This is a genomic window from Pedobacter sp. ISL-64 (assembly GCF_018613605.1).
Taxonomy (GTDB): Bacteria; Bacteroidota; Bacteroidia; order Sphingobacteriales; family Sphingobacteriaceae; genus Pedobacter.
The window spans coordinates 42,614-58,024 of the sequence record NZ_JAGGPU010000012.1 but is presented as its reverse complement, the minus strand read 5'-3'; the positions used below and the strand labels follow the sequence as shown (position 1 = coordinate 58,024).

The 15,411-nt window shown below is 38.6% G+C and carries 13 protein-coding genes; 8 read left to right on the top strand and 5 right to left on the bottom strand.

Annotation, left to right across the window (positions count from 1 at the left end):
- Window positions 1-115: 115 nt before the first annotated feature.
- From J7E57_RS17140 to hemW, 3 genes are all read right to left on the bottom strand, one after another.
- Entirely contained in the window at window positions 116-667 is a 552-nt protein-coding gene (locus tag J7E57_RS17140) for a fasciclin domain-containing protein (protein WP_215132222.1), read from the bottom strand.
- A 325-nt stretch (window positions 668-992) separates the two neighbouring features.
- Window positions 993-1,775 (bottom strand): SDR family oxidoreductase, encoded by a 783-nt coding sequence (locus tag J7E57_RS17135; protein ID WP_215132224.1) that lies wholly within the window; start codon window positions 1,773-1,775, stop codon window positions 993-995.
- A gap of 103 nt (window positions 1,776-1,878) precedes the next feature.
- Entirely contained in the window at window positions 1,879-3,012 is a 1,134-nt protein-coding gene (gene hemW, locus J7E57_RS17130; RefSeq protein WP_215132225.1) for a radical SAM family heme chaperone HemW, read from the bottom strand.
- Between the two features lie 189 nt (window positions 3,013-3,201).
- Here hemW and J7E57_RS17125 point away from each other — a divergent pair, with 189 nt between their 5' ends.
- From J7E57_RS17125 to gldN, 8 genes are all read left to right on the top strand, one after another.
- Window positions 3,202-3,642, top strand: coding sequence for a mobile mystery protein A (locus J7E57_RS17125; protein ID WP_251029954.1), 441 nt, complete (start codon window positions 3,202-3,204; stop codon window positions 3,640-3,642).
- Window positions 3,633-4,229, top strand: coding sequence for a mobile mystery protein B (locus J7E57_RS17120; protein ID WP_215132229.1), 597 nt, complete (start codon window positions 3,633-3,635; stop codon window positions 4,227-4,229). Before J7E57_RS17125 ends, J7E57_RS17120 begins: the two co-directional genes overlap by 10 nt.
- Before the next feature lie 104 nt (window positions 4,230-4,333).
- Window positions 4,334-5,311, top strand: a complete 978-nt coding sequence (locus J7E57_RS17115) for a DUF4271 domain-containing protein (protein WP_215132231.1) — start codon at window positions 4,334-4,336, stop codon at window positions 5,309-5,311.
- Between the two features lie 14 nt (window positions 5,312-5,325).
- Complete coding sequence (locus J7E57_RS17110; protein WP_215132233.1) at window positions 5,326-6,096, top strand: uroporphyrinogen-III synthase; 771 nt, start codon at window positions 5,326-5,328, stop codon at window positions 6,094-6,096.
- Between the two features lie 225 nt (window positions 6,097-6,321).
- Window positions 6,322-7,647, top strand: coding sequence for an SUMF1/EgtB/PvdO family nonheme iron enzyme (locus tag J7E57_RS17105; protein WP_215132248.1), 1,326 nt, complete (start codon window positions 6,322-6,324; stop codon window positions 7,645-7,647).
- Between the two features lie 40 nt (window positions 7,648-7,687).
- Window positions 7,688-8,491, top strand: coding sequence for a gliding motility protein GldL (gene gldL / locus J7E57_RS17100; protein WP_215132250.1), 804 nt, complete (start codon window positions 7,688-7,690; stop codon window positions 8,489-8,491).
- Window positions 8,492-8,533: 42 nt separating this feature from the next.
- Window positions 8,534-10,066, top strand: a complete 1,533-nt coding sequence (gldM, locus tag J7E57_RS17095; RefSeq protein WP_215132251.1) for a gliding motility protein GldM — start codon at window positions 8,534-8,536, stop codon at window positions 10,064-10,066.
- Between the two features lie 7 nt (window positions 10,067-10,073).
- The gene (gene gldN, locus J7E57_RS17090) at window positions 10,074-10,988 is read left to right on the top strand and encodes a gliding motility protein GldN (protein WP_215132252.1); all 915 of its coding nucleotides are present in this window, start codon (window positions 10,074-10,076) and stop codon (window positions 10,986-10,988) included.
- Between the two features lie 129 nt (window positions 10,989-11,117).
- Here gldN and uvrC read toward each other — a convergent pair whose 3' ends face one another.
- Complete coding sequence (gene uvrC / locus J7E57_RS17085; protein ID WP_215132254.1) at window positions 11,118-12,920, bottom strand: excinuclease ABC subunit UvrC; 1,803 nt, start codon at window positions 12,918-12,920, stop codon at window positions 11,118-11,120.
- Between the two features lie 193 nt (window positions 12,921-13,113).
- Window positions 13,114-15,333 carry a transglycosylase domain-containing protein gene (locus J7E57_RS17080; RefSeq protein ID WP_215132255.1) on the bottom strand — a complete coding sequence of 740 codons (2,220 nt, stop codon included), beginning with the start codon at window positions 15,331-15,333 and terminating at the stop codon, window positions 13,114-13,116.
- Between the last annotated feature and the right edge of the window lie 78 nt (window positions 15,334-15,411).

Below are 15,411 nucleotides of genomic sequence, written 5' to 3'. Positions count from 1 at the left end.
TATAAAGGTAAAGATATGAGCTGGACATGTTTAAACAAAAAACGCGCTTACTGTTTAGTAAGCACGTTAATGTGAAAATAACTTGGTGTGTTTTAATAAGGATATCTCTTAAATGTTATTTTGGCATTAAAACAGTGTCAATTACATGGATAACACCATTTTTTTGATAAACATCAGCAATTGTAACCGTGCTCATTCCACCTTTTTCATCTTTTAAAACTAATTTTTTGCCTTCCATCCAGGCCCAAAGTTTACCACCTTGTACTGTTGTAAGTTCAGCTTTGCCGCCACCAGCTTTAATTGCTTTTGCAATTGCTTTGCTATCCATTTTACCGGCAACAACATGGTAAGTTAAAATGGTCGTTAGGGTTGCTTTGTTTTCAGGTTTAACAAGATTGTCTACCGTTCCGGCAGGAAGTTTATCAAATGCGGCATTTGTTGGTGCAAAAACAGTGAAAGGACCAGCACTTTTTAAAGTTTCAACCAAATCTGCGGCTTTTACTGCTGCAACCAGTGTAGTGTGGTCTTTTGAATTTACAGCATTATCTACAATATCCTTAGTCGAATACATGGCTGCGCCACCAACCATTGGATTTTTTTGAGCGTAAACTTGAGTGGTGAACGCCATTGTAATTACGGCAAATGCGGATAAGATTAAATTTTTCATTATTTCTGATTTTTAAGTTTCTGTTATTTGATTCCATTTACGATGGCTAACAGCTACTTGGTTTTTAGAAATAAAAAATAATTTTTAATGTGTTGATTGTTAGTGTTTTAATTTTTATTTTTTTGATTTGCAAAGGTGCTGCGGTAGTTCTTCGGGTCTGCTAGTCCCGTTTTTCGCTTAATCTTTTGGCTATTCTTCGACTCCGCTCAGAATGAGCGCCAAAAGGATATCGCTTCAACCAGGTTTAGATCAATTGGGTTCGCCCCTAAGTCGCATCCTTTTAAACTTGGTGGATCACGCTTAACGCCAACCTCAAAACGCTTCTCTAATTCACCTTGGCTGTTCTCACTTTTTTAGAAAAAATCTTCGGGAAAAAGCGTTTCAATAACACGGCTCTGGTTTCTTTTCCACCAATATAAACCTCTTCTTTTTTGTTGCTAACAGCCTGTACGATTTGCTTGGCACATTCAGCAGGTGTCATGGCATTTTCATGTGCATTGCCCATCATATTGAGTGGGTTACCATCTCCCGTAAGTGCATTGTAGGTTACATTTGTTTTGATAAAACCTGGGCAGATGATGGTAATGTCGATGTTTTTGTTGTAAACTTCCGATCGGAGTGAATCGAAATAACCATGAAGCGCATGTTTTGATGCCGCATAAGTAGAGCGGAATTTCGTGCCGAATTTCCCGACAAGACTACTAATTACAACTATCTGGCCACCGCCGTTAGCGATCATCAAAGGCAGAACTGCTTTGCTCAGTACAACTGTTCCCCAGAAATTGGTGTCCATAATTTGTTGTTCTGTTTGCAGGTTGGTTTCGAGCGCTAAACTCCGCTGACTTACGCCGCCGCTATTGATCATTAAATCTATTTTCCCAAAAATACGGATGGCATCGGCAGCTTTGTTTTCGAGTGTAGCCGTTTCGCTTAAATCGAATGGTAAAACATGTATATTAAAAGAATTTTGGCAGTTTCCTTTTACACGGAATAGCTCATCGCGATTTCTTCCTGAGATGATCAGTTTATTGCCCGCTTTAAAATATTCATATACTAAGGCCTCACCAATACCTGATGATGCACCTGTAATCCATACAATTTTTGACATAAATATATAATTATTGAATTAAGGAATGATTGAATGAGAGAATGGTTGGTTTCTGTGATAAAACAAATTCATTCAAAACTCACTCATTCTCTAATTCGTTCTTTCAATCATTCTCAACAATAAACAATTCCGAAGCAATATGATCAGCAAATAATTTTCCGTTTTGACTTAAACAAATCTTATCTCCATCAATCAGTAGCCAATCTTTATCCTCGAAATTTTTAAGGTTGTGTTTTGTTTCCGCTAAAAAATCTTTCCCGAAATCGGTATTTATTTTTTGTAAATCAGTTCCCCACATCGTTCTTAACGAAGTCATGATGTACTCGTTAAATCTGTCGTTTAAACTCAGTTCTTCAACAATTTCAGGAAGTTTGTTATGGACTAACGTTTCCATATACAGGGCGTTATTGGCGGGGTTCATATAGCGGTTCTGGCCATTAAAGCCATGCGCCGATGGACCTATGCCAATGTAATCTACGCCTTTCCAGTAATTGGTGTTGTGCACGGCATAATGGTTTGGTTTGGCAAAATTCGAAATTTCATAGTGTTCAAATCCGGCATCAATCAGTTTATCCATTAAAATTACAAACTGAGCAGCACTTTGATTATCGTTTACGGGCGTTTGTTTTTTGTTTTTAATGGCATGAGCTAAAGCTGTCCGAGGTTCTACCGTTAGGGCATAGGCCGAAATATGTGGAACCTCGAGTTCAATTGCCTTTTGGATATTACTTAGCCATTTTTGATCGGTAAGCAAAGGATAACCATAAATTAAATCGAGGCTTAGGTTTTCAAAACCGGCGTCTTGACTTCTTCTGATGCAATCCTCAGCTTCTTTTGCCTGGTGTGCACGGTTCATCCAGATCAGGTCTTCATCGTAAAAAGATTGAATACCCACACTAAAGCGGTTAACAGGCAACTGTTTCAGTTCTTTTAACTTCTGGGCCGTTAAATCGTCTGGATTGGTTTCGATGGTAATTTCAGCATTTGCATCAACCGAAAATGTATGGGTAATGGCATCAAAAATCTTTTGCAAAGCTGCCTGCGATAAAATAGAGGGTGTTCCTCCGCCAAGGTAAATACTCCCTACCTGTCCGCTAATTCGATCCTTTTTCATTTTGATCTCCTTGCAGATTGCATCAACCATTTCATCAGCATATTTCAAGGAAGTGCTGAAGTGAAAATCGCAATAGTGACAGGCCTTTTTACAGAAAGGGATATGGATATAGATACCGGACATTAGGGCAAAGATAATGAAGTTAGTTTTCCTTTATTGTCATAAATATATTGTTTATATCCTTCAAGGATTTAAAAGATAATTAAAAGTAAAGCTATAACTTTACTTTATTGTTGTTTTTGTAAAGTAATAACTTTACTTTTGTTGTGTAAAAGACAAGTTATAGCTTTACTTATGGGTAAAAAGTCACTAATGCTTCAGCAACTGAATGGTAAACTTTTAAGTTTTTCAATTTTAAGCCGTATTGCAGTTCCACCAGACGGATGGATTAAAGCAATCCGAAATACACTTGGTATGTCTATGCAACAATTGGCCAAAAAACTTTCCATAAGCAGGCAAGGCGTTCTAGATATGGAAAGAAGAGAGAAAGACGGTTCCATCACGATAAAATCGTTACGCGAATTGGGGCGGGTTTTGGATATGGAGCTGGTTTATGGTTTTGTGCCTAAAGCTGGTTCTCTGGATGCAATGATTGAGGAAAAAGCCAATGAACTGGCTACAGAAATTGTGCTTCGTACATCAAACACAATGAAATTGGAAGATCAGGAAAATTCTAAAGAAAGGATCGAGAAAGCGATAAAGGAGCGGACAGAAGAGCTAAAAAAAGAAATGCCTAAAATTTTATGGGATTAGATTTAGTTTATATTGATGGGCAAACCCCTTTGGATGAGGAAGAAAAAGAAGGTTTGCTCATTTCTACAATAGCAACAAGAGCAGAACTTGATGAGTTTGAGCAGCAAAATATTGAAGAAGCTATAAAATGGACTCTAGTTCGAAAATTTAAACCAGATAACTTGTTTACCGAAAACTTTGTTAAAGATGTGCATAAACGCATGTATAAAGATGTTTGGTCTTGGGCAGGAAATTTTCGAAAAACGAATAAAAACATTGGTGTAGACAGGTGGAAGGTTGCTGTTGAATTAAAGAATCTACTGGAAGACATTAGGTTTTGGGTTGATAATAATACTTTCGCTGCCGACGAGATAGCAATCCGTTTTAAACATCGTGTGGTAAGTATTCATTGTTTTTCTAATGGGAACGGCAGGCATAGCCGTTTAATGGCAGATATAATTATCGAAAAGATATTCGATAAGCCAGTATTTACGTGGGGTGCTGGAAATCTTTCAAAAGAAAGTGAGCATAGAAAGAAATACCTCGATGCATTAAAGCTGGCTGATGTTGGTAGTTACGAAGCACTTATTTTATTTGCCAGATCATAAGAAAAATCTGGAGAGAAGGTTTAGCCTATCTTAAATCCATTTTTTTCTTTAGGTAAACAATGATTATTCAACTACTTTTGCATCCTTAAGTTTTGATTTACAGCATGCCGAAATTCATTTTCATTTTGTTTGCGTTTGTATGGTCTGCTCATTTTGTAGCTGCACAAGAAATTCCTGTTCAAACAGATAGTGTGACCGTAAGTCAATATCAGTATCGAAGATATCGGCCCGATTCGGCAACACTGGCCAGACAGAAATTTTCAACCGATTCTCTTGTTCACCATACCTGGGTGCTTCCTGATAGTTTAATCAATAAGGGTGCACTGCTCGATACCATCGAAAAGGAATATCTTTTTCCTAAACTCGATCTACTGGCCTGGCAAAAGAAATACCAGCACTTAAAGAAAAAGGCAAATCCCTATCAATTGGGCACAAAAATCCCAAAAGGCAATGTTGGTTTGCTTGGATTTATTTTTGGCATGCTTATCATCTTTGCCATTCTAAAAAATGCTTTTTCGAAACAATTATCGGCAATCGTTCAATCGTTTTTCAGCAACAGGATTTTGAACAATATTAACAAGGAAGATAACCTGTTTAGTTCGTGGCCATTTTTGTTGCTTTTTGTGCAGTTTGGTTTCGTTTTTGGAATGTTCTTTTTTCTGGTAGCGCAGTGGAATGATATGTATCAGGCTAAAGATGGGTTTAAGTTCTTTTTTAGTATATCGATTACTATAATTGTTTTTTATGCCCTCAAACTTGTTCTTTTACGCTTTTTGGGTTATCTGTTCAATGTACAGAAACCGGTGGGCGAATATATCTCAATTTTGTACCTCAGCTACTTCAATGCATCCCTGCTATTTATTCCTTTAGTAGTTGCTTTCGCCTTATCGCCACTTAAATACGGTGGAGTGTATATCGTGTTGGCATTCTTACTGTTAGGCATTATTTTTGCTTTTCAGCTATTGCGGGCAGGTATAACGATACTTTCTAATAATAAGTTTTCTAGAATGCATTTATTTTTGTACTTTTGCGCCCTCGAAATATGTCCTATCTTAATACTAATTAAAACGATAGGGCTGTAGCAGGAAAAAGGAAAATGCAAGAAAAGAACGACTCTAGAATCCGCAAAGTAAAAAGTATTTTGGTTACTTTACCAAAACCTGAAACAGAAAAATCTCCTTACTACGATTTGGCCAAAAAACACAACTTAAAAGTTGATTTTAGGTCCTTTATTCATGTTGAAGGTGTGCCTGCAAGAGACTTTAGAAAGGATAAGATTAACCTGGCCGATTTTACGGCAGTAATTTTTACCAGCCGTAATGCAGCAGATCATTTTTTTAGAATCTGCGAAGAAATGCGTTATGAAGTGCCGGCAGAACTGAAATATTTTTGTCTGTCTGAGACTATTGCATTGTATTTGCAGAAGTACATCCAGTATAGGAAGCGTAAAATCTTTTTTGGTAAACAAACTGCAGCAGATTTAGCAGAGGTGCTAAAGAAACATGCAAACGAGAAGTTTTTATATCCTTGCTCTGATATGGCTACCGAAGACACGATGAAGTTTTTGGAAAAAAGTGGGTATGATTTTACACCTGCAGTTTTGTTTAAAACTGTAGTGAGCGATCTATCTGATTTAGCCGAAGTTTTCTACGATGTTATTGCATTTTTTAGTCCGTCAAGTATTCAGTCGTTGTTTAAAAATTTCCCCGATTTTAAACAAAATAATACCCGAATTGCTGCCTTTGGAACCAACACCAGTAAGGCTTGTGCCGATATGGATCTGATTGTGGATATTGCTGCGCCAACCCCGGGCGTTCCGTCTATGACGATGGCTATTGAAAATTACATCAAAATATCTAATAAATAATACGATAAATAATTTATTTTAAGTCAATACAATAAATGCGTAACTTTACTGTTAGTAAGAGAGTTACGCATATTTTTGAACAAAATATATGGCTGTTGGCGAAATGTTAATGTAACTTTAATTGCCTTTCAGTAATGATTTAACGTAAAATATTTGCTTTTGTTGATAATTTCAGTGATTTTTGATAAAATTGCTCCTAATCGTGCTGTGCACACTATAAAAAATATGAAGAAAATCTACCTTCTAGCTATTGTAGGTATAACTGTAATGCTAGCAAGCTGTGGTCATGGCGGTCAAGGCGAGCTGGTTGGTGCTTATAACCGGAAATTTAAAAACGATAGAATCCCACTAGGAATGGTTTATGTGCCGCCAGGGCATACCCCACTGGGAGGATCGGATGAAGATATTACTTTCTCTCAGAACGGGCCAAGTAAAATGGTTACCATTAGCGCGTTCTTTATGGACCAGACCGAGATTTCCAATGCAGAATACCGCCAGTTTACCAACTGGGTACGCGATTCGATTGCAATTGTGATGATGGGCAACCCTCAACAGTTTATGGTTACGCCCAAAGGAAATGCAGCAAATGCTGTTGGTGGGGAGAAATACATCGACTGGAGAAAAGTTGGACCAAACGGTGCCAACATTTGGCGCAATAAAGGTAAGGGTGCAGCTGCCGCTCAGGTTAGCCAGTTAGATGGCATGTATTACTCAGGTTTAGATGCGCTTCCAGGCAAAAAAGAACTGGATGTTCGTAAATTCGAATATTCTTATGCCGAATTAAATATGGAGAAAGCTGCTCTGGGGCATAAAGATCCAAACAGCAAACGCCAGGATTATATCGATCGTTATACCGTTGCTATTTATCCTGATACCATGGTATGGAAAACAGATTATTCTTATTCACAAAACGATCCTATGGTACGTGGTTACTACAACCACCCTTCTTACGATGATTACCCCGTAGTTGGCGTAAGCTGGGAACAGGCAAAAGCGTTCTCTCATTGGAGAACACGATTGTACGATGGAGTTGCCACAGCAAGAAAATTGCCCGCAGGATCAAGATCAGATTATAGATTACCAGCCGAAACTGAATTTGAATATGCAGCAAGAGGTGGGAATACCAAAACCAAATATCCTTGGGGCGGTCCTTATATTAGAAATACAAAAGGATGTTTACAGGCTAACTTTAAACCAGGTCGTGGCGATTATTCAAGCGATGGTGGTATTTATACGGTAGGCGTCAGATCATATTTTCCTAATGACTATGGTCTATATAATATGGCTGGTAACGTTTCTGAATGGACATTAACCGCATACAATAAAGGCGCTAGCCCATTATTGCACGATTTGAACCCGAATTTTACTTACGATGCTGGTGCAACCGACAGCAAATATAAAAAGCGTAAAGTTGTAAAAGGCGGTTCGTGGAAAGATACAGGCTATTTTCTGCAAAACGCTGTAGCAACGTACGAATATCAGGATACACAAAGATCATATATTGGTTTCAGATGCGTTTCATCTTATCCTGGTACCGATTTAAGAAATTAAACCGAACAAACTAAAAACTAAAGAAAAACATCAAAATTTTATGGCAGCAAAAAAACAACCAGGCTGGTTACACGTAGCGATTTCATGGGGAGCAAGTATTGTAATTATCGGAGCGTTATTTAAAATTCTACACATTGGTGGAATTGTAGGTAGTTATATGATCGGGCTTGGTCTTGGAATAGAGGCAATTTTATTCTTTTTAACCGGATTCTTTCCGCCAGAGCCAGAACCAGCTTGGGAAAGAGTATATCCAGAATTAAAAGCAGATTTTAAAGGAGAGTTACCAACGGCATCAGCAAGGCCAGTCGCAGCATCAGCATCGAACACAGCAGCTTTGGATAAAATGTTATCAGACGCTAAAATCGGTCCTGAATTGATTGAAAGTTTAGGTTCTGGTTTACGTACTTTTGGTGATAAAGTGGCAACGATTTCTAATGTTGCAGATGCATCTACAGCAACTAATGAATTTACAGGCAAAATTAAAACAGCTTCAGCTGGTTTCGATAATTTAAGTGCATCTTTTGATAAAGCCACGGCTAATTTGAAAGCAATGGGTGAGAGCACGGTAGATTCTCAGGCTTACCATGATCAGGTTAACAATTTGGCTAAAAATTTATCAGCTTTAAATGCAGTGTATGAACTAGAATTACAAGATTCGAGCGCGCATCTAAAATCGATGAATAAATTCTATTCAAACTTATCATTAACTATGCAAAACTTTAACGAATCGATGGAAGATTCGAAACAGTTTAAAGAAGAGGTGAATAAGCTGGCTAAAAACCTATCATCGCTTAATGCAATCTATGGCAATATGTTATCGGCTATGAACGGCCCACGCGTATAATTTGTTTAGTTTTTAATTTTTAAAGGAAAAGCTACATCAAACATGGCAGGCGGAAAAGAAACAACTAGGCAGCGGATGATCAATATCATGTATTTGGTATTGTTGGCTATGCTCGCCTTAAACGTATCAGATACCATTTTAGATGCATTCAAAAATATCAACGATAGTTTGGATACTTCTAAAAACAATGTAAATACAAGTATTAATCAGTTATTTTCTGCCTTCGAAAATTCGAAGTTGAAAGAAGAGCCAGCCCGTGCACAGCCAATTTACGATAAGGCAAAACAGGCACAGAAGGCGGCTGATGATTTGAATAATTATATTGAAAGCATTAAAAAAGAATTTACCCAGGCAGGTGATGGAATCGATCCGGAAACTGAAGATTTGGTAAATAGATCAAATCAGGATATTGCACAGAATATCATGATCAATCAAAAGAAAGCAGATGAGTTGAAAAAGAGAATTAACGCCACACGCGAAAAATTAATCTCTTTGTTAGACCCGGCTGATAGAGCGAATGTTTCATTCTCTCTCGAAGCTAAAGATCCTGCAAGAAAAAGGAAAGGAAACTGGCAGGAAACTTACTTTGGTGAGGGAACGCCATTAACTGCTGCAATGACGATTTTAACCAAACTGCAAACAGATACCAAAAACGCTGAAGCAGAAGTAGTTAAGAAATTGTTCGGAAATATGGATAAAGCACAGGTTAATCTGGATCAGTTTGCAGCAGTTGCAGTAGCACCTACTTCTTACGTAATCCAAGGTCAGCCGTATACTGCTGAGGTATTTTTAACAGCCAGCGATTCGAGATCAACTCCTGATATTACCGTTAATGGAAGTAAATTATCCGTTAAAGATGGTAAAGGAACTTATAGTGGTGGAACAAGTAGTGTTGGCCAGTTTACATGGGTTGGTACGGTTCGTGTTCGCCAAACCGATGGTCAGGTAAAAGAATATAAAACCCAACCACAAACTTATCAGGTAGCGAAGCCATCAGCATCTGTTTCTTCAACGAAATTGAATGTAATTTATGCAGGTATTGCTAATCCATTTACGGTATCGGCGGCAGGTTTTCCATTAGAGAGTGTTCGTGCTTCCATTTCAGGAGGTTCAATGTCTGGTGGTAACGGAAACTATAATGTTAACGTTCCGGGAAGTATGGTTGGTCAGGAAGTATCCATTAATGTATCCGCAAATAACGCTGGTAAAACGGTTAGCTTAGGCTCACAAAAATTCAGGGTTAAAGCTATCCCTGCTCCGGTAGCTAAGGTTGGTGGCCGCGCTGGAGGTGATGTAGCTTCAGTACAGCTAAAAAGCGAAACTGAAATTGAAGCAGATCTGGATGATTTTCCTTTCGATGTTAAGTTTAAAATACAACGTTATAAGTTAACCATTATAAAACCTCGTTCTGATGCTGTTACCATTCCTGGTAGTGGAGGGAGTTTCGCGGGTGCAGTTAAGGGTGCAATAAACTCGATTACGCCTGGTACAAGAGTATTTTTTGAAGATATTGTTTCTGTAGGGCCAGATGGTCGTCAAAGAATTTTGCCTTCATTAGCGTTTAGCGTAAAATAAAAAGAAGATGAAAAGGATTTTAAGTATTGCTATTTTAGTTTTGTTAACCTCGTTTGCTTTTGCACAAAAAAAGCCAACCAGGTTAGCGCCAAAGAAAGCTGAACCCGTTGTTGCTGCGCCCCCCGTGGCAGATACGGTGAAAGCCCCCGTTAAAACAGCTAAAAAGAAACTTAAGGTACCGCCTAAAGATGGTTTTTACGCCCGTAAGGACATTGACAGTACTGAAATGGTTCCTTTGGCAGATGTGAGGGAAGAGGATGTTTTTTATGCAAAACGGATCTGGAGAGAAATCGACTTACGTGATACGGTTAACTCAGCCTTAAAATCGCCTAAATCTCGATTAATTGATGTATTGATTGCCGCAATTAAGAAAGACGAACTAACAGCGTATTCGCCAATTGATAGCGCGTTGAACGAAGATGATGCTTTTCTTAATCCAATGTCGGCAGATTCTGCTTCCAAATCGGCTTTAGGAACAGCAGAGGTTTCGAACAACAAAACCGGAACAGTTACTACTGTGGTTAATGATTTTAATCCGGAATTATTCTTGAAATTCAGAATTAAAGAAGATTGGATTTTCGATACCAAGCGTTCTGTTTTCGAACCTCGTATTGTAGGTATTGCGCCATTAAAATACAATGAGGTTTCGAAACAATGGCAACCGGTATTTTGGGTGTACTATCCGGAGGCTAGGGAGATTTTAACGAAGAAACGTTTAATCAATACCAATAATGATGCTTCAGCATTGAGCTTCGATGATTTCTTTATCCGCCGCTTATTCAGCAGCTATATTGTAAAAGAATCAAATCCTGGCGACAATAAGATCAGGGATATTATTACCGATCCTAGAGAAAGGTTGTACGAATCAGAAAGGATTAAAAAATCTGTTCTTGATTACGAACAAGGTCTTTGGGAATACTAACTTATTAAAAGGCTTCGATAATAAATCGGAGCCTTTTTTGTTATATGGTCATTTGGACCGTAGTGTTCCAAAGGAGCTCCTTCGGAGGAGAAATCTAAATCCTCTTCAAAGAAATAAGGGTTAAAAGCGTTATTCCTTTTTAAAATAGTCCTGAAGGGTAATCATCTGTTTTTTATTCAGCACTTCTGCCAGTTCTTTTTCGGTAGCCTCTTTAATTTTTTTAACCGATTTAAAATGGGTTAGCAGTTTATCTGCGGTAGTTTTGCCGATACCTTCAATCTGTTCGAGTTCAGTTTTAAGTGTCCCTTGATCGCGTTTCTTGCGGTGAAAGGTAATCCCAAAGCGATGGGCCTCATCACGTAGCTGTTGGATCACTTTTAAGGTTTCCGATTTTTTATCCAGATACAATGGATAGGAATCGCCAGGATAGAACAGTTCTTCCAAACGTTTGGCAATACCAATTACGGTAACTTTATTTTCTATGCCCAATAACTTTAAACTCTTCAGAGCCGACGAAAGCTGCCCTTTACCGCCATCAATGATGATGAGCTGAGGCAACGTCTGGTTTTCATCCAACATTCTCCTGTAACGACGGAAAACGGCTTCTTCCATGGTCGCAAAATCGTTAGGACCCTCTACCGTTTTCACATTAAAATGGCGGTAGTCTTTTTTCGATGGTTTAGCGTCTTTAAAAACGACTATTGCCGAAACCGGATATTTTCCCTGAAAGTTGGAGTTATCAAAACATTCTATATGTTTTGGAAGCTGGGTTAAACGCAGATCTTTCTGCATGGTCGTTAAAATACGATCGGTGCGTAAATCGGGATTTAATTTTTCGTATTGATTGAGTTTCTCTTTTTTGAAGAATAATACATTTTTCTGCGAAAGCTCTAAAAGTTTTTTCTTCTCGCCGAGCTTAGGTACAGTAAATTTTAAACTTTCATCTTCTAACGAAGGCTCAAAAGGAACAATAATTTCTTTGGAGGTGCTGCTGAACTTCGTTCTGAATTCTAACATGGCCAATGTTAAAATTTCATCATCACTCTCATCCAATTGCTTTTTAACCTCGATGGTCTGCGTCTGGATAATCGTTCCGTTCATCACTTTCAGGTAATTCACAAATGCATAACGTTCATCCGATGCAATACTCACCACATCAACATTTGTAATAGCACTATTTACGACAGTAGATTTACTCTGGTATTTCTCCAGTACTTCTAATCTTCTTGCATATTGATGCGCCAGTTCGAAGTTCAGGTTTTCTGATGCCGATTTAATGATCCCTTTAACATCCCGGATTACATTTCCGATTTTGCCATTCAGGATCTCTTTGATCTCACCTATATTTTTATCGTAGTCGGTTTCGGTTTGGTAATTCTGACAAGGACCTTTACAGTTGCCAATTTGATATTCCAGGCAAACTTTAAATTTCCCTTCAGCTATATTTTTTTCTGTTAAAGGTAAGCTGCAGGTACGTAGTGGGTAGGTTTCTTTAATCAGATCCAAAATAGTATGCATCATACCTATCGAACCATAAGGGCCAAAATAGGTAGAGCCATCTTTAATCACTTTCCTTGTCCAGTAAATTCGAGGATAATTCTCGTTTTTAACAATAATCCATGGGTACGTTTTATCGTCCTTTAAATTGATGTTAAATTTTGGCTGATGCTTTTTGATCAGGCTATTTTCGAGCAACCAGGCATCAATCTCCGTATCAACAATGGTAAAAGTGATTTTACGGATCTTGGATACCAGCACCCTTGTTTTGCCGTTAAACTGGTTCCTGTCGCTATTAAAATAAGAACCCACACGGTTGCGCAGGTCTTTCGCCTTTCCAATATACATGAGCTTCCCATCAGCATCCCAATATTGGTAAACGCCGGGTTTATGTGGAATTGCTGTTAATGCTGTTTTATGGTCGAAACTGCTCATTATTTACAAAATAGGATTCGAGAGAGATAATTTTGATTAAAATGAACCGAAGTGCTGCACTTATAATTTGGGCGTGTCCCTAAGCTGCGCAAAGGGTCAGGCTATCCGTTACAATCTTTTGTTGCCTTTCGGTTGCACTCAAGGCGACAACAAAAGGATTTCCACTGCTATCCCTCACGCAACCGCAAAAACATTAAAAACCCAACTTCTCATCCAATTCGGTTGCGCCTTCTTCCTGCTGCTGATATTGGTTACAATCAAAAGTAATGGAAACACCAGATTTTGGCGCTTCAAAGTCAGCATGACTGATCTTTAACGCTGGATTGGCATATACTCTTTTGATAAATCCCGCAAAAATTGGTAAAGCTGTATTGGCACCTTCACCCTGGTTGGTGCTGATAAAGTGGAATGCCCTGTCTTCGCAGCCTGTCCAGATACCGGTTACCAATTGTGGGGTAATGGCTATAAACCACCCGTCAGAGTTGTTTTGGGTAGTGCCTGTTTTAGCCCCGATGGGTGCATTTACCTTATATTTATAATTCAACCTCGATCCGGTACCGTTGGTAACCACACCTTTAAGCATCCTGGTCATTACGTAAGCAACCTCTTCACTCATGATCGGTTTTGGTATTTCCTTTTGAGAAAATAGTACTACTCCATTTTTATCTTCAATTCTTAGTAAATAAACCGGCTTGGTATAGGTTCCTTTGTTTGCAAAAGCGCCATAAGCACCTACCATATTATAAATTGATGAATCGAATGTGCCCAAACAAATAGATGGAAATGCCGGAACATTAGGAATGCCCATTTTAGTAGCTAATGTTGATACTGCAACCGGGCCAACCTGTTTCATTAAATAGGCGGTAACATAATTTTGAGAGTAAGCCAGGGCTTTTTGTAAAGTAATGCTGCCCGGTAGAGGTTTACCCGAATTTCTTGGCGTCCATGGTTCTCCATAGCCATCTATCGTTACTGGTACATTTGGCACAGTGTAACAAGGAGAATAACCATTTTCAATTGCTACGGCATAAGTGAACGGTTTTGCGGTCGAACCCACTTGTCTGGTCCCCATTTTAACCTGATCGTATTTAAAATGTTCGTAATTAATCCCCCCAACCCATGCTTTTACATGGCCATTTGTGGGGTCCATCGTCATCATAGCATTACGCAACAACATTTTGTAATAACGTACAGAGTCGATCGGTTTCATTACCGTATCAATATTACCCTTCCAGGTAAAAATGCTCATTTCTGTTTTGGTGTTAAAATCATTTTTAATTTCATCGTCTGATTTACCTTCCAGTTTTAAGGATTTATAACGGTCTGATCTTTTAATGCCTTGTTCAATCTGTAAAGCTTTATCCTTAAAAGGGTTTCTGCCTTTCCAGCTGGCGATAAACTGCGCCTGTAAGATCTTCATGTATTCTTTTTGTGCCTCTTCGGCATATACCTGCATATCATAATTCAATGTGGTATAAATTTTCAAACCATCGCGGTCTAAATCGTAGGGTGTGCCATCAGGCTTGGTAATCGACTGCTCCTGAAAAATGTTTTTAATATCATTCTTCAGTACCGACCGGAAATATGGCGCAATACCATCGTTAACGGTTGCCGCATTAAAATGCAGGTTCAAAGGTTTTTCTTTTTGTTCGTCAAATTCTTGCTGGGTTAAGAGCTCCGATTTAACCATCATGGCCATTACGGTATTTCTGCGGTCTCTTGAGCGTTCAGGATGGCGGGTTGGCGAGTACATGGTTATCCCTTTTTGCATCCCTACAAGCGTTGCAGCCTCTGTTAAAGTAAGTTTATCAGGGGTAGTGTTAAAATAAACCCTGGCTGCCGATTTTATGCCATAAGCCTGGTTCCCAAAATCGACCGTGTTTAAATACATGGTAATAATTTCTTCCTTGGTATAGTTGCGTTCCAATTTAACGGCAACAATCCACTCTTTAAACTTGGTTAACACCAGCGAGAAAAAATTCAGGTTCGATTCTCTAGGGAAAAGATTTTTTGCCAATTGTTGTGTAATGGTACTTGCACCTTGTTTTTTACCGATTAAATTATAACCGATAATGGTGAAGGTACGTTTGAAATCTATGCCCGAGTGTTCTTTAAAACGGGTATCTTCCGTGGCAATCAGCCCGTTGATTACATTTTCGGAAATATCTTTATAAGTAACATTCGATCTGTTTTGAACAAAGTAGGTGCCTAATGGCCGGCCATCCTCGGCAATAATTTCTGAAGCCTGGTTGCTTTTTGGATGTTCGATATCCCTGAAAGAAGGTAGCGCACCAAAAAGGCCCAAGCCTACCATCGAAATGAAAATAGCAAACAGGGCAATTCCACCGATCAATATTTTCCAGATGATTAAACTATATCTTTTTGTTTCTTGTGCAGAAAGGGACTTGTTCATTTTGTGTTGTTATTTTCCAATCATCTCCAGAATAGAAGATTTGGATGCAAATTTATTAATTTTTTATAGAATAGGCTT